The sequence below is a fragment of the Priestia sp. P5 genome (assembly GCF_029522155.1).
In the GTDB taxonomy this organism is placed as follows: Bacteria; Bacillota; Bacilli; order Bacillales; family Bacillaceae_H; genus Priestia; species Priestia megaterium_E.
Map to the genome: position 1 here is coordinate 1 of NZ_JAKWFJ010000006.1, position 21,711 is coordinate 21,711.

The 21,711-nt window shown below is 34.8% G+C and carries 21 protein-coding genes; 7 read left to right on the forward strand and 14 right to left on the reverse strand.

Features of this window, described 5'->3' with window-relative positions:
• Positions 1 to 270: 270 nt before the first annotated feature.
• Positions 271 to 504, reverse strand: coding sequence for a hypothetical protein (locus MMB69_RS24895; RefSeq protein WP_277448579.1), 234 nt, complete (start codon positions 502 to 504; stop codon positions 271 to 273).
• Positions 505 to 704: 200 nt separating this feature from the next.
• Between MMB69_RS24895 and MMB69_RS24900 the strand changes: the two genes are divergently transcribed.
• On the forward strand, positions 705 to 992 hold the full coding sequence (locus tag MMB69_RS24900; protein WP_346843254.1) for an aromatic-ring hydroxylase C-terminal domain-containing protein: 288 nt from the start codon (positions 705 to 707) through the stop codon (positions 990 to 992).
• A gap of 344 nt (positions 993 to 1,336) precedes the next feature.
• Here MMB69_RS24900 and MMB69_RS24905 read toward each other — a convergent pair whose 3' ends face one another.
• The 3 genes from MMB69_RS24905 to MMB69_RS24915 all read right to left on the reverse strand — a co-directional run bounded on the left by MMB69_RS24905 (position 1,337) and on the right by MMB69_RS24915 (position 4,783).
• A complete protein-coding gene (locus MMB69_RS24905; protein WP_277448581.1) occupies positions 1,337 to 2,539 on the reverse strand; it encodes a COG4705 family protein in 1,203 nt (400 codons plus the stop codon).
• Positions 2,540 to 3,573: 1,034 nt separating this feature from the next.
• Positions 3,574 to 4,047 carry a hypothetical protein gene (locus MMB69_RS24910; RefSeq protein WP_060745076.1) on the reverse strand — a complete coding sequence of 158 codons (474 nt, stop codon included), beginning with the start codon at positions 4,045 to 4,047 and terminating at the stop codon, positions 3,574 to 3,576.
• Between the two features lie 283 nt (positions 4,048 to 4,330).
• Positions 4,331 to 4,783 (reverse strand): VOC family protein, encoded by a 453-nt coding sequence (locus tag MMB69_RS24915; protein WP_226701713.1) that lies wholly within the window; start codon positions 4,781 to 4,783, stop codon positions 4,331 to 4,333.
• 284 nt (positions 4,784 to 5,067) lie between these two features.
• Here MMB69_RS24915 and MMB69_RS24920 point away from each other — a divergent pair, with 284 nt between their 5' ends.
• Positions 5,068 to 5,571 (forward strand): DinB family protein, encoded by a 504-nt coding sequence (locus MMB69_RS24920; RefSeq protein WP_277448582.1) that lies wholly within the window; start codon positions 5,068 to 5,070, stop codon positions 5,569 to 5,571.
• 732 nt (positions 5,572 to 6,303) lie between these two features.
• Here the strand turns inward: MMB69_RS24920 and MMB69_RS24925 are convergent.
• From MMB69_RS24925 to MMB69_RS24935, 3 genes are all read right to left on the reverse strand, one after another.
• Positions 6,304 to 6,489 (reverse strand): hypothetical protein, encoded by a 186-nt coding sequence (locus MMB69_RS24925; protein WP_048022023.1) that lies wholly within the window; start codon positions 6,487 to 6,489, stop codon positions 6,304 to 6,306.
• 266 nt (positions 6,490 to 6,755) lie between these two features.
• Positions 6,756 to 6,977, reverse strand: coding sequence for a DUF3006 domain-containing protein (locus MMB69_RS24930; RefSeq protein WP_209369453.1), 222 nt, complete (start codon positions 6,975 to 6,977; stop codon positions 6,756 to 6,758).
• Between the two features lie 2 nt (positions 6,978 to 6,979).
• A complete protein-coding gene (locus tag MMB69_RS24935) occupies positions 6,980 to 7,828 on the reverse strand; it encodes a ComEC/Rec2 family competence protein (protein ID WP_277448583.1) in 849 nt (282 codons plus the stop codon).
• A 471-nt stretch (positions 7,829 to 8,299) separates the two neighbouring features.
• On the opposite strand from MMB69_RS24935, the gene MMB69_RS24940 reads away from it, so the two are divergent.
• Positions 8,300 to 8,644, forward strand: a complete 345-nt coding sequence (locus tag MMB69_RS24940; RefSeq protein ID WP_221778762.1) for a hypothetical protein — start codon at positions 8,300 to 8,302, stop codon at positions 8,642 to 8,644.
• A 179-nt stretch (positions 8,645 to 8,823) separates the two neighbouring features.
• Here the strand turns inward: MMB69_RS24940 and MMB69_RS24945 are convergent, their stop codons facing one another.
• Positions 8,824 to 9,051 carry a helix-turn-helix domain-containing protein gene (locus tag MMB69_RS24945; RefSeq protein ID WP_108674990.1) on the reverse strand — a complete coding sequence of 76 codons (228 nt, stop codon included), beginning with the start codon at positions 9,049 to 9,051 and terminating at the stop codon, positions 8,824 to 8,826.
• Positions 9,052 to 9,308: 257 nt separating this feature from the next.
• On the opposite strand from MMB69_RS24945, the gene MMB69_RS24950 reads away from it, so the two are divergent.
• The gene (locus MMB69_RS24950) at positions 9,309 to 9,830 is read left to right on the forward strand and encodes a hypothetical protein (protein WP_277448584.1); all 522 of its coding nucleotides are present in this window, start codon (positions 9,309 to 9,311) and stop codon (positions 9,828 to 9,830) included.
• Positions 9,817 to 9,981 (forward strand): hypothetical protein, encoded by a 165-nt coding sequence (locus tag MMB69_RS24955; RefSeq protein WP_277448586.1) that lies wholly within the window; start codon positions 9,817 to 9,819, stop codon positions 9,979 to 9,981. The genes MMB69_RS24950 and MMB69_RS24955 overlap by 14 nt, the downstream gene beginning before the upstream one ends.
• A gap of 262 nt (positions 9,982 to 10,243) precedes the next feature.
• On the opposite strand, the gene MMB69_RS24960 is transcribed toward MMB69_RS24955, so the two are convergent.
• The 6 genes from MMB69_RS24960 to MMB69_RS24985 all read right to left on the reverse strand — a co-directional run bounded on the left by MMB69_RS24960 (position 10,244) and on the right by MMB69_RS24985 (position 15,118).
• Entirely contained in the window at positions 10,244 to 10,591 is a 348-nt protein-coding gene (locus MMB69_RS24960) for a hypothetical protein (RefSeq protein WP_108674992.1), read from the reverse strand.
• A gap of 263 nt (positions 10,592 to 10,854) precedes the next feature.
• On the reverse strand, positions 10,855 to 11,274 hold the full coding sequence (locus MMB69_RS24965; protein ID WP_108674994.1) for a hypothetical protein: 420 nt from the start codon (positions 11,272 to 11,274) through the stop codon (positions 10,855 to 10,857).
• Positions 11,275 to 11,345: 71 nt separating this feature from the next.
• Entirely contained in the window at positions 11,346 to 11,840 is a 495-nt protein-coding gene (locus MMB69_RS24970) for an SMI1/KNR4 family protein (RefSeq protein ID WP_277448587.1), read from the reverse strand.
• Between the two features lie 52 nt (positions 11,841 to 11,892).
• The gene (locus tag MMB69_RS24975) at positions 11,893 to 12,672 is read right to left on the reverse strand and encodes a ParB N-terminal domain-containing protein (RefSeq protein ID WP_277448588.1); all 780 of its coding nucleotides are present in this window, start codon (positions 12,670 to 12,672) and stop codon (positions 11,893 to 11,895) included.
• A 133-nt stretch (positions 12,673 to 12,805) separates the two neighbouring features.
• Entirely contained in the window at positions 12,806 to 13,660 is an 855-nt protein-coding gene (locus MMB69_RS24980; protein ID WP_277448589.1) for a hypothetical protein, read from the reverse strand.
• Positions 13,661 to 14,932: 1,272 nt separating this feature from the next.
• The gene (locus tag MMB69_RS24985) at positions 14,933 to 15,118 is read right to left on the reverse strand and encodes a hypothetical protein (protein WP_048407641.1); all 186 of its coding nucleotides are present in this window, start codon (positions 15,116 to 15,118) and stop codon (positions 14,933 to 14,935) included.
• Positions 15,119 to 15,881: 763 nt separating this feature from the next.
• Here MMB69_RS24985 and MMB69_RS24990 point away from each other — a divergent pair.
• Both MMB69_RS24990 and MMB69_RS24995 read left to right on the forward strand, forming a co-directional pair.
• Complete coding sequence (locus tag MMB69_RS24990; RefSeq protein WP_277448590.1) at positions 15,882 to 17,858, forward strand: primase C-terminal domain-containing protein; 1,977 nt, start codon at positions 15,882 to 15,884, stop codon at positions 17,856 to 17,858.
• A gap of 697 nt (positions 17,859 to 18,555) precedes the next feature.
• Positions 18,556 to 21,627, forward strand: coding sequence for a TraM recognition domain-containing protein (locus tag MMB69_RS24995; RefSeq protein WP_277448591.1), 3,072 nt, complete (start codon positions 18,556 to 18,558; stop codon positions 21,625 to 21,627).
• Positions 21,628 to 21,711 lie beyond the last annotated feature (84 nt).

The window sequence follows — 21,711 nt, forward strand, 5'->3', positions numbered from 1 at the left end:
TACATGTACCATGTATTAAATAAACAAGTTGTTCGGATAAAAAGAAGGCTTGAGCCGTATGACGGGAAATCTGTCACGTACGGTTCTTAGGGGGGCGGGCGCTCGTGAGAGTGCCTGCCTACCCGACTAAACTAAAAAGATTCAAAACTAAAATTCACCCTTAAATGAGTGAGGCCATTTTTGAATAATGTGTATAACCAAAAATAAGTTACTTCATATATTTTTCACTTTTAGAAACCCTATTCTTATCAGAATGGTTTTTTTAAGTATTTACTTTTTAAGGATTATGGCATCGCCTTCCGCTGCTGTAAACTCTTTACCAGTTTTAAGGTTTTTTAGAGTAACAATTACAAAAGCACTAAAATAATCGAATGGACTGTCTTTGCCTTCTATCTCTTTCCATTTAGAAGGAGCTTTCAATGGGAAAGTTTTTGTTGGTTTTTTTGTAGTTGCCTGAATTAAGTTATCATTATCATTTTGAACACGATTTATATATACGTACAATTCCTTAGCACTTACCTTTTTTTTATCTAAAATATCGACTTTAGTTTCAGCACGTAAATATTTGTAGTATTTTTTCTTACCAACGGTTCTTAGTTGATAATATATTGTTAATGTAGTTTTCGAAGCCTTATATTGGTCATAAAAAACTTTCTTCTTGCTTTTAACTTCAATTTTCTCTTTAGGTGGAGCAGTCTTTGCTGATGCTAGTAAGTGAAAATTTCATCTTATTTACGGGAAAAGATAATAGCCTTTGGCGCACTGCTGTCCGTAATGTATCTTCCCACTTAGGTGTTCCTATTAATGTTTATGGTATCGGCTCACAAGGAGATTGTGTGGAGTGTGAGGATAGCTGGGAATCAGTGTACGATGTTACCTCTCAAGGAGCTGTATTGATAAGACCAGACGGTTTTGTTGCATGGCGTACAAAAGAGGGGGTATCAGATCCTCATCTACTTCTTAAGCAGGTCATGACTAGCATACTATGGTAGATAAACTAATACGCATGCTCCTGATTTAAAATTAGTTAAAGATTAAATAATAATAATTAAATATTTAAACTAAATAAAAATTGTTGAGATAAAAAATAACCCTTGTCACAAGGGTTATTTTTTATCTGGTTCCTAAGATTGGGATTATGGTAACTACAAATGCATACTTGTGAGGACACCTAATTCTATTCTGTTTTAAAATATTAAAGGAATAAAGTTAAGAATTTTATTTGAATGAATGAAATTTAACTATCTGACTTTCTCTGTAAGATTCGTGTTTCAGTCATATATTATGAAAATAAAAGTTTTAATTTTAGGTTATATTCCAATTTATACCTACTTTTTTATTTATTAGCTGAGTTTAGGACATCCAGTGAATTATTAATTGCTGATTTGCACTTGTTGACATCAGGGGTGGACGAACGAGCTGTTGCTAATACAACATCAATAGTTCCATCGATTCCAGTCCATTTAGAACCGTCTATTTTTCTAAGTTTAGCCTCTGATGAATCCCACTGATGTTCTAAATCGTCTGCTCCTTTTTTCGTCGCAGTAAAGTTTTTTAAATTTACATCCTTGAGCATATTATTTTCAATGTTAATAAAATCCTTTAATTGTCCAGACAGTGTGGCCTGTGAAGCAGTGGATTGTGACACTATATCATTACTGCGCCAGATATAACCACCTATACTTAGAACTAAGAAAATACAGACGACTACAATGGTTTGTGTCAAAATATTTTTTTTACTTGCACCTGTTAGCTTTAAATCTACTATTTCACTTTTTGAAGTTATATCAATTTTTGTAATAGCGAGAAAAATGATAATTGCTAAAATAGCTATAAGAAAAATAACACTGGTAACAGTTGTTCCCAAACCTAATCCACCATTAACTTTTGTTTGTGATAGGTAATCTCCTAATGATGCTCCCAGTGGACGAGTAAGAATATAGGCAATCCAAAATGCTAAAATTCCATTAAGTTTCGATTTGTATGCCAAAAAGATACAACCTATGATAATGATGACTGTTACTCCCGTTTTAAGATAGCCAAAACCTAGTTGTTCAGAATATAAATCACCTACTGCTGTTCCAAGTGCAAATGTAAATAGAATAATAAGCCAATAGAAAACTTCTCTTCTTCTTGTATAAATCGAGTGTATAGAGAGTGTTTTTTCACTAAGGTACCAAAAAAGAAAAGTTAATCCAAGTAGAATGGAAAAGACAATTGTACTAGCTTCAAGAGGTACTCCCATTCCATCTGTCAAATTATCAGTTACTAATGTTCCAAATACGCTTATAAGTACAACCGTTGTCCAATAAATACCTGGGACATATTTAGTTGCCTTAAATTGAAGATATAATAAAATAAAAAATGCTATTCCCATAATTATAGTAGTGACAGTTAACCCAAATCCAAGGTTGAAATTTAGAAAATCAGCAAATGTTTCACCTACAGTTGTGCACAAAACTTTGATTATCCAGAAGAAAATTGTGACTTCTGGCACTTTGTTAAGTGCAATACCCAATTTATTTTGGTTCTCTTGCATACACATTCCCCTTCTTTGCAGTGGTTTTCCACAACTTTTTTAAAAGAACAAACTGATTGTTCTATATTATTGCCGTGCATTTTAGAATTCAAAAAACGAGTGCAATCTATATCAATTTACTCCATGAGTCATTTACTATTATTTGTTTTTGTTGAAATTAATTTTTGTCAAAGAACACCTCATATCCAATATGTTTTTAAAGTTAAGATAATTGTATGGGAATACTCTTAAGTATCTATGAAAAATAAATTAATAATTCATTAGAATGGTTAATTTATTAATTCCCTTTTACGCCTTTTATAGCAGTTAAAACTATGAATAACACCAAAAAACATAAAGTAAACGTTTACTTAGTTAGCGTCGTAATTTTAAGCTTTTATTTTTAATAGTTAACTTTAAAAATGGATTTTAGGGTTAATACCTTACTGTTAGTTTTGGAAAATGTGGACCTTGAAAACTATTTATATAAAAAGAAACCTTTGCCATAAAGGCAAAGGTTTTTCAAATTTATTGGAATAGGGGGAATACTTTATTAGTCTGTCCGGATTTGTAGATTCATATGCATATAACTTTAAAAATAAATATTGTGATTGATTCTTTTTTTAGTAAATAACCTTATTTAAGTTCTTTTATCTTTTAAATACTAAAGTATTTTATATATTATTAACGTTTCACCATTTATACTTAATGACAACAAATAAGAATAAAATCAACAAGAGGTGCGTATGTTACCCGCAACAAAAACATGTGAGTAAACTAACTATGTTTAAGATTTACTAGGTAAATTATGAAACTAGACAGGGTAAAGAAAGCGACAGTGGAATGGCAAGATGTTCAAATGGTAGAAAATTAGCAATTAGAAAAGACCCTGTATCATTTAAGACGCAGGGCTCTTCTAAAGTTTTGTATATTGTTCAAATTATTTACAGGGTTCTATATTGTACCATGCAACACTTTTTCACTTTGAGAATTTTGAATATAAAAAAGAATTCATTTCGAAAATAATTATTCAAAATGAATTCTTTTTATATAGATTAAGGTCTATGGAAGTTGACCGTTTTTTCGTCATCTCCCGTTCGCTCAAACCAACCTCTAAAGGCCCAGTTATCATATCCTCCGTCACCTTCATTAATAAACGTGCCTTCTTCAAATATCCAAACTCCAAACGTAATACCATCGTAATCTACGGTATCAAAATATTGGACACCTTGTAATTGGTTTGAATTATAGCCTTGACTCAAATTCATCACCATTACATTATATTGTTGACCCGATTCAAAAAACGCTTTTTCCATTGCTCCTTTGACAAAACCACTTCGATTATCAGCCGTTTTAGCTGCATCTGCAATCGCTTGCCCAATTGCTACTGGATCGATCGCTACGTCTCCTCCAACTTCTGCAGCTTCTGCGGAGCCAGCAGAACCTCCTAAATTCGGTAGAGTTAATGGCGTCGCTAACATAGCTAAACCTACGGCAGAAGCTACAACAGCTTGTTTCGCTCTTCTCATTTGATCTCCTCCTATTTTAGTTGATTCTTAGAACAAATACCCTTTTTATGAATATTAAAACAAAAATTCCATAATTAAGTATATGTAGGTGGGGAGAAAAAGTGAAATAAAGGTTTGAAAAAACCTGAAAATAATCTCGATTGGAAGCCAGATGAAGAAACAATGACACATTTAGAAATAGTTTGTCATGTTGTAGTATCAGATACTTTCCCCATCTATCTATTGAAAATTCAGGTAGCTTAAACGTACATTTCAGTAAAGACTTTTATAAAATGTCACTTACTTATTTGTTACCAAGTTGCTCTGCCAAACCGATTAAAAGTCCTTCTACTCCACGGATGTAGCAGAGCCGATACGAGTCCTCGTATTGAACCACTTCGCCAACGAGCTGAGCGCCATACCTAGTGAGTCTGGACACCATTTCGTCAATGTCTTCAACAGTGAACATGACCCGCAGATAGCCAAGAGCGTTTACAGGAGCAGTCCGGTGATCTGATATAGTAGGTGGGCTGAGAAATCGAGAAAGTTCAATCCTGCTGTGGCCATCCGGGGTAACCAGCATCGCAATCTCTACGCGCTGAGAACCCAATCCTGTTACACGTCCACCCCATTGACCTTCGACGGTGGCTCGTCCTTCAAGACTCAAGCCAATCTCCTCAAAGAAAGAAATTGCATCATCAAGGGATTCTACAACGATACTGATATTGTCCATTCTTAGTAGGTTGTTTTTTTCCATAGTTTTATCTCCTTATATGTGATATTTTATTATGTGTTCATTTTCATAATCATTCTATTAAAAAGTTACAAATTCCTTTCAAACAAAACATTCTTACCCTGTCACTAAGCCATATTTGATGTGTATTTTATATTCTTTGTAGAAAAATGATCTATTTACGAATAATACACGAAGGACTTTACTATTTACTAAGCTAATTAATGAAAAAATCGGTGTAATAATAATTCCGAATAGTATATAGTAAAGAATAATTTTTCATTATATGTCTGAGAGGTGGGATTGTTATGGAAAAGCTAGAATATGAATGGGTAAAACAAGCACGACAAACTTTATTAGAGCAGTGTAGAGAATTGAGTGAAGGTGACTTGACGAAAGAGTTTGCATTTGGTTTTCAAAATATTAGAGATTCTCTAGTTCATGTGGCAGGTTGCTACCATGCTTGGCTAGGTTCTTTTGTGCTTTCAGAAACATCATCACCACTATTCACAAAAGAAGTAATTAATACTATGCAAATAGACGATATTCAGCATTATTTTCAACAGGCTGATAGATACGTAGAAAAAGTATTAAAGCAATTTACAGATAAATTTGATGAGTCTATTGAAAAAGAACTGGCTTGGAGAGCAAACAGTGGTTTGGTAAGAAAAACACCTCGTCAATTGCTTGTCCATTCAATTACTCATGAATCACATCATAAAGGACAAATTGTAGTTATGTTACGTCTATTAGGGCATACACCTAAAAATACGGACATATTGGGATTACCTGAAAAAGAACCTTCCAAATAATAAATTAAGAAATCTTCTCACAAAGAGCAATATTTTCAAAACAACGTATATGCTCTTTGTAAGATTCGTAAAAGTATATGTTTGTAGTTAATATAAAACCAATTAAAGGAAAAAGGTCCTTGTCGGAGGATATGTCTGTTATGGTAAACATATAATCTTCTCTAGAGGGTGAAGTCTATAAAGGAGTTTTTATTTATCAAAAAAGCTCGATAAAAAAAATAAAGTTAACTAGCTTTATTTTTTATAATATACATCCTTCTTTTCAAATAGTTGATTCTGTATACAAGTATGATATATTAGAAGTCATACTATTTTTTACAAATTTCAACGTAACTCTATTTTTGAGGAACCTCACGTCCACTGCCGAGGTTCCTCTTTTATTTTGTATGCGTAGCAACACATTCAAATTAGCGTTTGATTACACATTATGGTAAATTGTTTCATTAAATCCTTATATAGAGCTCATCACAGAAGACATTTCTTTTAATAGGTAAATGTTTTCTGTGATCTCTTTTACCTGTTAATAACAAATAACCAGATATAAATATATAAGCACACCTTTAATTCAACAGGATTTTGATACCACTAAAGAATTTCAAAAAAAGTTCTTTATAGAATCCTTTTTTATTTTAAAGCTTAACTTTTTAGTTCTACGTAGAAAAATATGTTTTACTCTCGGTTTGTCTTTTTTCTTAAATACTTTATGCTAGTGTTGTTTAAACAATTTATTCCCTATCCACTAACCCTTTCTTTTAAATAACCTAAAAATCCATTTTGGACTTTAACTATATGGTCACCGTTCCAAATACTATTGACCCTAAAGTAATACCACCTTCGAGATTCACCTAAAAATTCTCCAACGCTATAACCTTCTTTGATTAAATGAGCTTGAATTTCTTCTTTCCAATCATTAAACATCTTCTTCCCTCCTATTTAAGATTGTTAAGACTTTCCTTTTACTAATCCCCATTTCATTCAAGGGGAAACCAATCATTCTTATTATTCATATATGTTAGTATTATCTATATCATATAAGCTTTATAGCAATTCCAACTACGGTGAATAGAGCACCTTCAAAAGATTTGTAGAGGGTAACACGCCATAACAAAAAAGCCGAAAAGGTAACTATCGGCTTTTTGAATCATATGGTATCTATATACTGTGTATACAATTAGCAAGGGAGTTTAATCTTCCCAAACTTCATTCATTAAATCTTCAATTTCTTTTGCCAGCTTTTTCGTTTCACTTTTATCAATCTCAACCTTATCTCCCGTAATATAAACGACATCTCCAACTTGTGTATTCTTGGGAAAGATATCTTTAGGATAATCTTTTGTCTTTCCTTCAATTTCAACAACAGCAAAACCCTCTTCAAATCGATCAATAATACCTTTTATCTTTTTCATAATTACCTCGATTTTTTAACAGAATAAGATGTTCCATCACCAGTGATAATAATCGTACCACTTTGGTCTGTTCGCAGAATACTTGCTTTAGAACCTTTTAGTAAGTTCACAACTTGAGAAGTAGGGTGTCCATAACTATTTTTACCCACGCTGATGACCGCATACTTAGGTTTTACAGCATCTAAGAAATTCTTACTTGTAGACGTTTTAGCGCCATGATGACCTACTTTAAGTACATCTGCACGTAGTGTTTTCTTCGCCTTAATCATATCTGCTTCTGCTTTTGTTTCAGCATCCCCTGTAAATAAAAATGTATTCTTTTTATAAGCCATATGGACAACAGCACTCCAATCATTTAAATCACTGTTAGCATATGTTTTGGTAGGCCCTACAATTTGAGCATTTACATCTTTAACAGGTAGTTTTACGCCTGCTTGTGCTGTTTGAACCTTCAATTTTTTCTTTTTAACTGCATTTAAAAAGTCTTTGTAAGCTTGCGTGTTATTACTTACTTTAGGCGCATAAACGTTTTCTACTTTAAATGCATTAATGATTTCATCTAACCCACCAATGTGATCAGCATCAGGATGAGTAGAGATTAATACTTCTATATCATCAACTTTTTGTTTCTTTAAATAACTTACAACGGCATTTCCTTTTCCTTTATTTCCACCGTCAATAACAATGTCTTCACCGTTAGGAGCTTTGATATAGATACTATCTCCTTGGCCTACATCAATGTAATGCACTTTCATGGTTTTAGGTGTTGCAGCATATGAGGAAGCAGGAGCTGCAGCAATCCCTAAACCTATAGCGAGCGAAGAGACAATCTTGATAACACGACTTTTCATTGTTTTATCCCCTTTTGGTAAATATATTTTTCTTTGCATTGTTCATTTATAGCAAAATTAATTTTACTACATGAAACCATATGTTAATACAAATAAATTTGAATATTTTTACTTATAAAGGTGAAAAAAGTCATGTTATATGTAAAAAGAAATAACAAGATAGAGGTAAATAGTAATGAAATGTGCTATTTTAGGAATTAAGCGAAGTTGACATTTTAGAAGAAGTTGACCTCATGATTAAGCCGTTATATACAGCTAATCGTAAATTCTCTAATATGCCTAATTAGCTTAAAAGAGAGGTGCTTTCAGGGGGCAAGTTACCGGAAAACAAATAAAAATGATGGATGCAGAAGGTCAGCAAAAAAGGGTTTAGTATAAAATATGCTTTTATGCTAAACATCTAGATTGACTTGAGCTTTGTGGTAACCCTAATTTGACTATTTGTAAAATCTTATAAAGGGTGGCATGTGAATGAAGAAAGAACGCTTATTTAAATCTTATGTCTTGCTGTTCGATATTGAAATATCACTTGTCAGTATAATAGAAAGCGAAATGAGTACACATTATGGGCACTTATGGCGACAAATTTTTTTCGTAGAAGATGGAACTCAACTTTGCGATAATCTCCCCTTGTTGTTCAGGTTAAATCTTCTTCAAGACATCTTCACTGATCATGAATTACACGACTTATGTATATTAGTAGATATAAAAAATACTTTAAATCAACAATCAATTATTTCTCAGAATGATTTTGACCATCTTAAACATCTCTCCCACCAACTAAACAGAAAGAAATTCCTCTCATTATCCATCTAACTTTATTCACAGTGAAAAACCAAAAACTCTTAAGCTCAATCGAAATTAAAGAGGGGTCATATTTGTAAGTAATTGATGAAGCAGAAAAGTCTACTTGTGATGCAAGTAGGCTTTTCTGCTACGTTTAAGTTGATCAAAAATTTACGTATCATCTTCAAAAAAATTAGAGAATCGTCTATTTACATTTGTAGAAAATCTTCTACTTTTACATCTTTCTTTAATCTCTTCAATCCTCTATTTATTTTATGTACCGTTGAAAATTTTGGTATGTACTGCTTATCGTTACACAACCTTGAAATTGTATGACGGCTCAGATTTGTTGCTTGTTCTAGTCCTAATTGATTTATATCTTCTTGTTTATCTAACCATCTTCCAAAACGTGTTCTTTGTTTTCCCAAGCCTAGCATTACTATAACTCCTTTTTAGACCCAGTATGTCCTATATGTTGTTTTTTTAAACTTTGGCAAAAAAACAACATATAGGACAAGCATTAGCTCATATTATAAATTAAGACGTCAGAAAGAGACGTCACCTTAAATCATCCTGAATGGAGTGAATAAAATGACAAAAGAATTAGCAATCTCGTTACTAAGTCGAAAAGACGTCTATTTAACACTAGAAGGAAAACTGATGTTAGAGGTCATCTTGAAAGAGAAAAACGCTTATGAAGAGAAATAAGAAGTCGGAAAATCAAGTTGATACCTATCGACCAACCGTGCGGTACCATTCTATGTATCGTACATATGTGGATAGTCTGTTTCAAGCTACAGAATTAGACCGAAATCAAATTATGAGGTGTGCGCTTTTTACTGCAGCGCACAATCCTGTTTTCTTAGCATTAATGAATCAGTATAAAATGAGTGACGTCCCTCTCCCCTCCTCTCCGTGGCAGCCTTCTTCCCACCCGTTATGGATGGAACAAGAGCCCAACATCGAAGAGAAAGGAGGAGGAGAACATGATGACCTTGAGCGAAAAGGAACGGCTACAAACACTTCTACGTTACTTAGAACATCAACAGATGGCCAATCAATGTCAGGAGCAACTATTCAATCCAAACAGCAGCCTTCTACCAGTGAAAAGGCTGCAGGCCCTGCAAGACGTCAGCAACCGATTGAGAGACGAACAAGGACGTTTCCTACCTTACAATTATCAAACAATGGAGGAATCAAACTTGATTTCAGGTAAAGAAGTAGCCTTACAACGAAAGCTAAAAATAAAACCGATTGAAGGTTCTTATAATAGCTATGCGGTGAATGAAAAGGAAAAGAGGGATTGGAGTGGGAATATATATTTAGCCTGTGTGGCAGCGATTTTAGTGATCGCCTTTTTTACCTGACGTCTTTTTAGAATAGTGTCGATATTTTGGTCATAAACATATAGCATGAATACAGTTAAGACCGCCTTATACACTGATACATAATGGGCGGTCTTTGTTCTAAATATGATTAAAAACATTTGGAAAGTAAAAAGAAAGTCGGTAATAAAAAACAAGGATAAAGATTCATATTAAACATATCTTTTGCGCCTTATAATATATATGACACAGGAGGAATGTAGATGGAAAATAGCTCTCATTTCGATAGAAGAGAGATAAAAGGTTAATTAGGTTTTTTTAGTTGTAAATTTCCCTTATTAAAGATAATAACGGCATTATAAGCTTCATATAAGGCATACACAGGGTAACAAAAAGCCATAAATACAATCATAGTTGGTACCTTTTCAACAACAGGAAAATGGCCGGCCAAGAAACTTTTGACCGTAATTCCTAGGTAAACCAATAAAGGAATGATAATAACAGCTAATAACAATAACCACGGGGTCATTTTGGTTTCTTTCAGTTTTTCTCGACAATGCGGGCATTTCATTGTAAAAGGACTTGAAAAATCTTCGAAATGCTCAATTGTAATAGGTTTTTGACACCCTGGACAAGGTGTTGACTTTTTCATATAAGTTTCTCCTTTTTGAAATGTAAAAGAGTAGAAATAAGGGTATTGAATATATAACATTGCTCTTTTAAAAAAAGCTTTAAATAAGTTCAGAGCTGTCTACTTTGGTAGGATCTAAACGTTTCACATAGGTAGCTGCCATCGAATCGTGTAAACTTCGCTTATGCTGGGGGAAAACCACCATAAAAAGGCTAATGATAACAACTATTGTTATTGTAAGACCACACATAAGACTCACGATGAAGACACGTAAAACCATAGATCTACATTTCGCTAAGGTTATAGTTAAATCGTTTGTATACCTTGTTTTTGTGTTGGTGATTCGTTTTCATAATGTTGATGATGACATGTTGCTCATTTTTCCAATGCACATTCACATCATGAATCATAGAAGGTTGAATGCCTTGAAGCTCTTTATATTGGTTAAGAGTGCTTCCGGGTTGTCCGTAGTACATTCTAAGAGAATCAGCCTTTTGTTTTTGCTCATAATCAAAGTAATCAGTGGTTTGTTTGTACATCTTTTTTACTTCTACAATGTTTTGTTGCTCAGGAGATGTGCTGGTTGTAAGTGAGACGCTGTGTATCATGCTTTGTTGTTCCTGACTTTTGTCTATAAAGTAATTCATCATAAACACGAGAGTAATAACTCCAACGGATAACATGATCCAAAGCCACTTTTTCATGTCGACACTTCCTCTTTTATGATTAAAAATCAAAATGAGTAGATGATCTCATTACAAAATAGCATTTTCTGCTATTTCGTATTCTTAGATAATAACATACTCAAAAAAACTTGAAAGTTATCAGCAATCTTTGATGTAGCTGGATCACACTCATATGATTCTTCGTAATCTAGAAAATCAACAGACGGATTATTTTTATCATAGTGAAAGTTCAAACATAAATAATCTCCCCATGCTAGCTTCGCAATTGGAATTAATTCAGATCCGATGAGGTCTTCATCATAAATATTCCGTCCTTGTTCTCCTAAGGAAGTTTCGCAGCAACCAATATCATACACCCCATAAGGATGCTCACTGAAGTTTTTAATAATGCCTAAAAAACGTTCAATTTGACACCTCTTATTGATGATTGTTAGGGGTGTAGAATCTATTACTGTACATCCGTTATATTGTTTCAAGAATTCTTTACACGCATTGGGCAATTGGATGCGAAAAGAAGCTTCTAATTTTGCAATGTCTTGATCCTCTGGTAATGGATAAATAATGCTTTCTTTCACAGCTCTCATTGTTATCAATCTCCTTGCAGTCCTTGCAATGGGTCATCTTCAAAGAAATACATTATGACTTCTGGTATTCATACATAACTGGAACTTTATCCATTTTAAGGGTTTTGGCCACAATATAACGACGGTAACCATCTTTCAAGATATTCGATCCTTTTTCGATCGTTAATGGCTCATCCAGACGCCCTGTACGCTTCACAAAATCAATGACCTTTTGTGTTTTTTGAGGGTTTGGACGTGTCTTTAAGAACTCTTCAGGTACGATGATTTCGTCGAAACTTAGAAGATCTTGTGTCCCTTTTGGCTGATTTGTCATTTGTTTCTTTTGTGGCTCCACCTTTTTCTCTTGAACAGGTGTCTCCTTCACTTCTGTCTGTACTTTTTCAGCTTTCTTCTCTTCATTTGCTGCAGGTTGAGAAGTAGTTACCGGTTTTTCTTCCTGCTTTGTAGCAGCAACTTCTTGTTGCGCTGCAGAAGCCTCTTGTTTGGCCTCTTTTTTATCGTTTGATTCATTTTCTTCTTTGTCTTTCTTATTTGGGAGAACAGTAATTTGGAAGCAGATTACACCTACTTCACCAGGGCATTCATCAATCGGAATGTCTAAAGTTGGTTCTCCTTGAATTAAGATCTTTTCATGCATAATACTTTTTTTAGTGAGACCTGTTTTGTTAAAAGCCTTCTTTGCAACAAATACCGTGTACGAAATAAACGTACTCTTCTTCAAGCCTTTAGGCGCAGATGGTGATCCTTTTTCACGCATATCAAAGGCAACATAGCGATCGTATTCTCGTAGTGGTCCTGTGGCTGATCCAGTTAACGTAATTTTATGCGGCATTGTACTCCTCCTTCTACGAACTTAACAATATAGGTATATTTTATATAAAATAATAAATTAAATAAATCCCTAATAATGCAAAGAAACTCAGCCTAATAGCTGAGCTTCTTTATGTAGGAACTAAAGTTTTTACTTATTTGCCAAACAGTCTCGAGATAAAACCCTTCTTTTCATTTGTAACAGCTATATGTTCTTTAATTGTCTTCAGTTCTTTTAATACTTCTTTTAGCTGTTCTTCCCTCTCATTTAATTCTTTTTGAAGTTCCATTTCGCGATTCTCATTTTGAATCTGTTGTTCAATATAAGAGTTTTTTAATTCAGAAAGAGTTTTTTCATTACTCTCGGTGGAGGACTTATCTTGCAGCCGTAAAGTTTGAAATTGATTGAATGTTTCCTTTAAAGTACTTTCTTGACGTTCCAAGTAGTGAGACATTATAGTCTGTACCCGTTCCTCTATCCGTTCCTCTTGTAAGAGTAAGTGTTTTGCTAGAAAACTTTCTATGTGTTCCTCGATTTTTTCACTTAGTCGTTCCTCTATCCGTTCTCCTAAACTAGTAACTATGTTATTTTCTATATTTCCAAGTTCATGTCGCAGTTCATGTATGACATCTTTTAATATGAGATCGTGAACTTCTTTTTGTGCTTTATCACGATCATTGTCCCGTAAATACGAAGATAACTCCTTGGTATCTCTGTCTAAAGGCGCATAGTCATTTGAAATAATTTGTGCTGCATGAGCCTTCGTAACATTGGGTTGAGCTAAAAGAGATTGAAATTTACGTAATGCAATAACATCGTGTTCTGTGAAAGCACGATTATCTCGGTTTTTTCCGTCCTTTACTTTTAGAAATTTATATCCGTTTTTCTCTAGTTCTAGGCACCATTTTCTTAGATAGCTATCACTGATTCCTAAAGATTCCGCAACTTCCCTTGTCCAATATGCTTTTGGTATTTTGTCACTTATCCCATTCCACTGTTCTTCGTTCATAAATTGGCTACCTCCTTTTCAATTTAAAATGTTACATTTATGAATTTTGATGTTCTTTAGTCGTTCTTGAATAAATAGTGTTTCAACTCTTTTAGGAATATTAAGTTGTAAGAACCGATTTGAATAAACAAGAACGGTTCCCGTTCCGGCGTTCCATTTCTCAATTTGAAATAAAGTTGAAGAGAAAAAAGCGTTTTTATGAAAGTAACACTGACCCTAATAAACTGCATTGTTTTATGGCTTACTTTGTAAAAATGAATTTCAATAAATTAGTTCGTGCTTTTCCAAATAAAAGAACATGAACTAATGAAATATTGGTATTTAAAAGTATTGTTTTTAACATGAATATACTATCTAGAGTATGTGGTTGTAAAGAAGTTTGAGGTTAAATTAATTAACTGGTATCTTTTTATTGTGACATTTATATCACTCTCATCAGCTTACGTTAGTCTTTCTATTTATAATAAGCATTCATTTCTGTTTATAGATAAGTGTGTTGGATATTATTGAAGCGTTCTGTATTATTCAACTACAGTGAGTTATTTACAGGATAATAAACAAAAAGTTTTAAGTAGGAACGGTTCCCGTTCCAGTAAGTTTATTTTTGAATTTTATTTATTATTATTAAGAAATAAGTGTTCTTGGATCGTTCTCTCTCTATTAATAACGAGATTAATAAAAATCACAGTTGAGGTTAAAATATGCTTTATAAAGGGGAATGTAACCCGTTCTAATGATTTGTCCTAAAAAATTGATTGAGCAGTTATAAGAAAAATCCGTTCTTATTCAAATGAAATACAATTCGACATATAGAAAAGAGAAGAATTTTCTTGTTTATAAGGAACGATTCCCGTTCTGTCGTTCTTATACTGTTGGAACGCGTAGAAGAACGCAATATTAATGCGTTCCACTGAGAGGGATATAAATGAATATAAGAGATTTGATTGAACTTAAGGTGAACTTATGATTCTGATAAAAATGGTTGTTTTAGAAACGAGTGCAATAAGTTTAACTTGAGTTAAACTAAATATTTAGGAAGGTTATTTATCGTACAACCAACTAATTTAGGTTTAACTTAAGTTGAACCTAAATTAGTTGGTTGCTCTTAATTTATAGTATTTTATGAATTTGCTTTAATTTAAGACTGAAATTATATTCTTTAAGTTTGTAATTAGGCAATTTTTAAACAAAAAAACAGATTATCTAATCTGTTTTTTTATAAGTTTCAAGTTATAAAGGTTTCATTGTATATTTCATGAAGAATGTTTTGTATTAATCATGAAATCGATATATAGATGTTCCTTTTTTTGAATTAATTACGTACTCGTGAAGAATATGTCTTATTAGTCCAGCTCTCGTGGTACCACTATTATTCAGAAAAGCTATTACCTCAGCATCTTTTTCTTTATCCAAGAAGAGCTCAATTCTTTCTTTTTTATTTTTGTCAAAGCTAGGCATTATTATTCCTCCATTGGTAGAAACAGCATTAAACAAATTAAATCTAATATTATTTAGTCGTTAATTTTGTTATTTATAGTTTTAAATATAATAAATATATTTCTTTTACCGGTATTTTACTGTTCTTGCTTGTCAGAGTCAACATTACCGGTATTTTTTTTATCTAGAATTCTTGATTTTTTATGGTAAAATATTCAATGAGCTATTGACAGAGTAGGTTACATACCGGTAAAATACCGGTATGTAACAATTTGAATTGTCCTTCCTATTTCATGAAATGAAAAGCAGGTAGACGAAATATCTAAAAAGAGGTATATTGAAAGAAAGAAAAAACAATAGAAAAGATTAAAAGTTTTTTATAGTGATAATTTCAATTATAAAAAAATAGATAACGTTCAAAAAAAAAAGAACGTGCTGGAAACACGTTCTTTTTTAAAAAAATCAAGCCCCGCCCCGACCAAAGTTTGTGGCTTGAAAGTAAATGCCCAAGAAGACATTTGTTTATACTGTTATACACACATAATAACAGTATTAAACTTTTTTGACAAGGTTTTTTATGCGATATTATTGTAATAATTTCTACAAAAATAATAGAATTGTAGACAAATTTTTCATATATGAATTTTGTCTCTATCGTATAAACCTTTGAAAATAACTAAACTTTTGGGATTCTTTCAAGAATACAAGGCTGTTTGCAGGCATGGAGCTTGCGAACAGCCTTTTTTGTTTTTTTAAACAATCATTCTTAAGAGGAGGGAACCCAATGAGTTTAGTAAGTGTAGCTATAAATATATATAAAAATCAACTAACCAATAAAAAGAAGAAGCAATATCAGAAGCAACAGAACGGTTACAATAGTCGTTTAGGTTGGGTATTCGTATCAAAAGATTTTACAAAAGAGACCACAAAAGCTGTTCGAACCTATGGCTCGTTATTTAATGTCAGCAAAGATTATACATACTTTACGCCAAATACGTTTTATCGTAATGACTTACGTCGTTTAAGTACGTTACGTTGGATCAATGCGATGTCAATTGATATTGATGTAAAGAACGGTGAGAACGAGGGAATGACCTTTCCAGATGTACAAGAGTTAATTACAGAGGCAGGACTTCCAATGCCTTCTTTAATCGTTCAAACGCCTTCTAATGGGTTTCATGTTCACTGGTTTTTAGAACAGTCAAAACGGGCTTCGGACAAGTTGAATGCTCATTATAGTCGTATTCAAACATGCATGGCGGAGATGTTAAAAGGGGACGTAAATGCAATTGGTCCGGAGCGACTATTCCGTTTACCCACGGATGAAAATACGGTCTTTCATTCACAAGAGCGCGTATCGTTTGATGAGCTATGTGAATGGTTCCAACTGGTTCAAGAGCAAGATCAACAAGACGTACATACATACAAAAAAGGATTCTGCAGAGGCTATGAATCTCTTTTAAAACATCCTGCTGTTCAAAAGATCCTAGAAGGTGTAAATAAAGGCCAACGTGATACGGCTTGCTACACGCTTGCTTTGGCTTACAAGGCAGCTGGATACGATGAAAAAACAGCAGAAGCATACTTACATAACTGGAATCAAAAAAATACGCCTCAAATGCGCCAAATTGAGGTTAAACGAAAAGTAAAGAGTGCATACAACGGCCGTTTCCATGCTCCATCTGCGAAGAAAATTCGCGAGTTATCGGGCATGCTATTTAGCTATGTCATTTGGGAAGAAGCAAAACCGCGTGAAGAACGTACATATAGCCATATTCAAGAGTGGGAAGGGGACGTACTAGCATTTGTTCGTGTTCAGGGAGGACGTGTGTCAGGATCACAACGCGATCTTGCTGAGCAAATTACATCAAGTGTGGATGCTAATAAGAAAATTCCTTATGCCACGTTTAAAAAAGTGATTGCTAGATTGGAAGAGCAAGAAATCCTTTCGAAAAAGGTATCTGGTAAAGGAAGAGGGGCTTCAACAGAGTTATGTATCATTGACGAAGTAAAAGCGCGTAGAACGCAATCTGAAGCCTCAAAAAAAGAGCAAGACGCTGCTCCTAAAAATAATGGGCTCAATTCAAATACAATTAAAGATACGGTGGTGGGTGGGACGGCTCTATCGCGTTCTCAGGGTAAAGAGTTTGCTCGTTCTTCTGAATACAGTATCTTAAATTTACCGTCTACGTCTTCTACTACTCTACAGACGGCACCTATTCCTGGGAATGTTCCTGCTGCCTTTACTAGTGCGTTGTTTAACCGGGGTTTTACAGATGGTCGCTTTATTTTTAGGGCTTGGGGGAAGGTTCAGTTAGCCTTTAAAGAGTTTGATATTTCTTATCGTTCTATTTCGTCTACTCCGCCTTATATACGCTTATCGGTGGAGGCTATTGGTTTAACAGTTCAGAAAAATGGTTCCGTCATTTCTGGAGATTTCAAGGGGGAAGACGTTTTCTTTAAGTATCTCTTTGGGGTAATGAAAGGGTTGTTTAAGAAGCATAGATCTGCTCAACTGACCCACTTTGTAGAAGAGATTGAGCGTTTAAGTGACGTCATGTTGTCTCATGTAGGGATGGAGTTAGAAGATACATTGCAGAAAAAGCATGTAGTGGATCGAGAACTGCAAGTTGCTAAATTAAGAGAGTTGGAACATGAGGCATCGGCTCGCCAAAGACGCAAGCATTATTCGAATCATGCTGCTTTTGATCTTACTTCGAGCTTGAATCAGTTCAAACTTTTCATGAAAACAGAGGATTGATGTTCATAAAAAAAGCATCAAGAAAAGATCTAAATTCCTTTCTTGATGCGACCCACGAACGTAACTATTCTCCTTACAGAATAATCACTGTCATTGTATAAAAACGGTGAACAAAAGGCAATCGCAACCTCGTTATTGTCAATGTCTAATTAAAGCTTGAATTGGTATATGACTTAATAGGATAGCTCATACATAATTGACTAAATGTGCACATGTTTCGTGACAAATATGCATTAGGATGAAAGTAATAAAAATAGGAGGTTTTATTACAGTTTTGTTAAAAAATGTGACCTTAAAGGGCTATGTAGTAAAACTTCTACTAGGTATTAGGTTGTTTTCTCTGGAAATCCCTTGAAGCACATGTGGGGAAGGAATATCATGGAAGTAAGCACTAAACATCCTACTTTTTTCAAGATACTTTCCCTGAGGTAACATTGATTACGTTAGTAATCATGTACCGATGGGAGAAGTCCTACTAGTACTCCTATTTTTATTTGTATCCGTTATTCGTATGGGCGGCGGGCGCACCTAGCGTCAAACCAACATGGCCTTACACATGCTGGCAACCATACGAACCTATACACATCACCCTAGAAACGTACTTCACTACAACTTGGAACCTAACACCCTATGAACCTCGTTCCTCGAAAACTTCATAGCTCTTTTCCTTCCTCTCTTCGCAAGGAGGGGAAATAAAATGAACCAAAAACCATCTAAAAAACAATCGACCATTTTTGACGATATCCTGGATCAACTGATTGAACATCCAAGGCAGGGGGGAGCGATTGCTGTTCTTGGTTTGGCTGGCGCTGGCATTTGGAAGAAAGAGTGGCTATTGTCTCTTTTTCCATATCCTCCAGAGATTATTCAGCATTGGTTGACACTCTTTCTTCATGGCATTCAAATACTACTGGCCTTATTGCTGCTATTTCTTGTGATCCGGTGGGTATGTGCTGTTTTTCGCATTCAACGACAGTTTGAGTATGTTCAAATGCTGCCACATGCAGATGACGGTGTGTCGAAAGAAATGTTAGGGCAATTAATGAGACGTATCCATGGAACAAAGCGTAGATGGATGGAAAGGCTCTTTCTTGGAAAGGAACGCTTTTCGTTTCTTATCCACCACGTAGTAGATGAATCTGCAGGGATTCAATACCGTTTCTATATGGGAGCCGAAAAGAATCAGTTAGAAGCCATTAAGTCCAATTTTCAGAGTGTCTATCCGAATTTAACGTTCTTTCCGGCGAATGACTTAGAATTCCCAGAAAAGAAGGCCGTAGGTGGGCGATTGAAATTAAAAAGCAATAACTTGAAAAAGTCGCTTCCTCTTTCACGGTATAAGTCAGATCAACTACCTGGTATCATTTCGCATATGAAGCCTGGTACATGGTTACAAGTAGGCTTTACCCCTAATGATGGATGGAAGCTCCGAAAAGCCATACAGAAGCTTGAAAAGGACTTAAAAGGAGATAGACCTTTCAGAGATCAGTCTGCATTTGATAAAGAAGAATTAGTAGGCTTGAAACATCGTTATTCAGGTAATGAAGTAGCTTTTGACTGTACAGTGTCCATGGCGTCTGAATATTACCCTGGTGTACCTGTTGTGAAAAGTATGGCCAATGCGATTAATTCTGTTTTGCATCATGTGAATGAGTTGAAGTACAAGAAGTGGAAAAAGGCGGTTCAATGGTATCCCACTATGAGTCCTTATCGTATGACATGGACAGGTGGAGAGCTTGCGAATCTTCTCCATTTACCACACTTTGATGAACGAACGATTATGCAGAAGCTTGCAAAAGAGGTCCCCCATTCAAAACGTGGTGAAGAACTTCTTCCGGATCATCTTTTGAGTCATGAAGAGGGGTCTGTCGATTTCGGTGTACAATATCATCCGTTTGTGAAAGATCGTACGATTAGAATTTTAATGAGTGTTCTTCAGAAGCATTGGTCCTTGCTGGGTGTGACAGGTTCGGGAAAATCAACTCTACTCAATAATGTATTGATGAGTTATGTTCATCAATTTATTAAGCAAGGCATGGAAAACAAAACATCACCTGGCTTCTCATTTGGTGATCCTGCAAGAAATACGGCCATAATTTTATTAAATCAAATGTTGAAGGCTGAATATGATGGAGCAACCATTAACTGGGATAAAGTTCATTGGATCTCTTTTAAAGATACGGAATATCCACCGGCTTTAAACTTGCTTCATCGTTTTCCAGGTGAATCACCTGAACGAGTCACACAAATCGTTATGCGGATTATCGGTGAAAACTTCCAAGTGGCCAAACAAACAGAACGTCTTTTGGTCAACTGTATTAAAACGCTTGTATTAGACGTGGAAGGCCAACATACGATTTTGGGTGTAAAACCATTAGTCAATGATTTTACGTTCAGAAAACGGATTTTGAACCGTCTAGAGGATAACGTTGAAGCGTATGACGTATTGGATTTTTGGGAGAATGAAGCAGAAGACTTAATCGATGCTAGTCGCATTGCTTTATTTAATCGCTTAGATACTTTCTCAGCCAATCCATTATTACGCCGGATGTTTGGTCAAAAAGAATTTACTCTTCCTATTCGTGAATGGATGGACCAAGGGCATATTATCTTTTATGACTTTAGTGGATTAAGTGAAGAAGAAACAGGATTGATTGGTGGGTTTCTCACCTACTTGTATTACCGAGTGGCTGACACAAGAACGCCTAACCCTTTAATGCATCAGTTTGTATTTGATGAAGCTGCCAGACTAGAGAAAATGACGATTCTGCCTCGTATCATTGCGGAACAACGTCAAAAAGGATTATCGCTGGGAATTGGTACACAGTCCATGCATCAATTGGATCAAGATCTTAAAAATGCCTTAACAGAAGTTCAAGGGAATTTCTTTGTTTGTAGACAAGGTGCTGAAGGTGCAGCTGCAGCCAGTAAAATGTTCAGTGTTCAAGGCACCAAAAAAGATCAACCTCTTTTTTCGGAATCGTATTTTCGGAATTTGCCTGACTTAGTAACGGTTATTCGTACACAAGATAACGTAAATGGTGTCGATGAAATTGTACAATGTGTGGCCAAGTTACCTCCATTAGATCGGTATATGCCGAATGGAAAAAAAGCACGATACAAACATGCAACGGAAGAAGCGAAGGCAGATGCTTGGACAAAAGCCAAAGTAAAAGAGTTGTCATCTAAAAATGGTCATCATCAATCTGAAGTTGATGCCATGATTCGGGCTTATTTACAAGGCGAAACCTATGAACCAAAACAAGTGAAGAAATTACAGCCCAAGAAGCCGAAAGCCCCGTTACAAGCACAGCCAGAGGCGCCGGTTTCCTTAGAAAAGAAAACGGATTCAAACGTTGATCCAACGAAGGGCATTGCTACAGCATCTGTTGATGGAGTTGAACCACGTCAAAAAGAAGATGTGAAGAAAGAAAATGAAGATGAAAAGACTTCTTTTGCAACGATTACCCTTTCAAAGAAACAGAGAAAACAGCCAGAACAGGAACAACCAGTAGCCCACATACCATTCAAACCTATGCTTACTCTTTCATGGGAGAGTCCTATTCCTAAAGAAAAAGCACAAGGAATGAAGGAAACGGCGGCAACTGTTGAGCCTGTTTCAGAGGAGAAAGAACACGTTCCAGAAAAGAATTCTACATCGATGGAACCTGCTGTGACACTCTCCAAGACAAAGACAGAAGATTTACCAATAGAGCCACAGCCTATTGTGTCACTACGAAAGAAAAAACCTTCAGAAAAGAATGAGTAGAGATGGCAGGAAAAGAGTGAAGTAAGTGTTTTACTATAAACAGAGATAGAAAAATAGGTTAATGGCTCACGAACGTAACGTTTC

Excerpts from the sequence above, each read along its gene's own strand:
- MMB69_RS24900 (WP_346843254.1), top strand. The coding sequence starts at position 705 with ATGCTAGTAAGTGAAAATTTCATCTTATTTACGGGAAAAGATAATAGC.
- MMB69_RS24975 (WP_277448588.1), bottom strand. The coding sequence starts at position 12,672 with ATGCCGCATAAAATTACGTTAACTGGATCAGCCACAGGACCACTACGA.
- MMB69_RS24910 (WP_060745076.1), bottom strand. The coding sequence starts at position 4,047 with ATGAGAAGAGCGAAACAAGCTGTTGTAGCTTCTGCCGTAGGTTTAGCT.
- MMB69_RS24985 (WP_048407641.1), bottom strand. The coding sequence starts at position 15,118 with ATGCCTAGCTTTGACAAAAATAAAAAAGAAAGAATTGAGCTCTTCTTG.
- MMB69_RS24945 (WP_108674990.1), bottom strand. The coding sequence starts at position 9,051 with ATGCTAGGCTTGGGAAAACAAAGAACACGTTTTGGAAGATGGTTAGAT.
- MMB69_RS24920 (WP_277448582.1), top strand. The coding sequence starts at position 5,068 with ATGGAAAAGCTAGAATATGAATGGGTAAAACAAGCACGACAAACTTTA.
- MMB69_RS24990 (WP_277448590.1), top strand. The coding sequence starts at position 15,882 with ATGAGTTTAGTAAGTGTAGCTATAAATATATATAAAAATCAACTAACC.
- MMB69_RS24965 (WP_108674994.1), bottom strand. The coding sequence starts at position 11,274 with ATGAAAAAGTGGCTTTGGATCATGTTATCCGTTGGAGTTATTACTCTC.
- MMB69_RS24935 (WP_277448583.1), bottom strand. The coding sequence starts at position 7,828 with ATGAAAAGTCGTGTTATCAAGATTGTCTCTTCGCTCGCTATAGGTTTA.
- MMB69_RS24940 (WP_221778762.1), top strand. The coding sequence starts at position 8,300 with ATGAAGAAAGAACGCTTATTTAAATCTTATGTCTTGCTGTTCGATATT.
- MMB69_RS24980 (WP_277448589.1), bottom strand. The coding sequence starts at position 13,660 with ATGAACGAAGAACAGTGGAATGGGATAAGTGACAAAATACCAAAAGCA.
- MMB69_RS24960 (WP_108674992.1), bottom strand. The coding sequence starts at position 10,591 with ATGAAAAAGTCAACACCTTGTCCAGGGTGTCAAAAACCTATTACAATT.
- MMB69_RS24930 (WP_209369453.1), bottom strand. The coding sequence starts at position 6,977 with ATGAAAAAGATAAAAGGTATTATTGATCGATTTGAAGAGGGTTTTGCT.
- MMB69_RS24970 (WP_277448587.1), bottom strand. The coding sequence starts at position 11,840 with ATGAGAGCTGTGAAAGAAAGCATTATTTATCCATTACCAGAGGATCAA.
- MMB69_RS24995 (WP_277448591.1), top strand. The coding sequence starts at position 18,556 with ATGAACCAAAAACCATCTAAAAAACAATCGACCATTTTTGACGATATC.
- MMB69_RS24950 (WP_277448584.1), top strand. The coding sequence starts at position 9,309 with ATGAAGAGAAATAAGAAGTCGGAAAATCAAGTTGATACCTATCGACCA.
- MMB69_RS24905 (WP_277448581.1), bottom strand. The coding sequence starts at position 2,539 with ATGCAAGAGAACCAAAATAAATTGGGTATTGCACTTAACAAAGTGCCA.
- MMB69_RS24925 (WP_048022023.1), bottom strand. The coding sequence starts at position 6,489 with ATGTTTAATGATTGGAAAGAAGAAATTCAAGCTCATTTAATCAAAGAA.
- MMB69_RS24915 (WP_226701713.1), bottom strand. The coding sequence starts at position 4,783 with ATGGAAAAAAACAACCTACTAAGAATGGACAATATCAGTATCGTTGTA.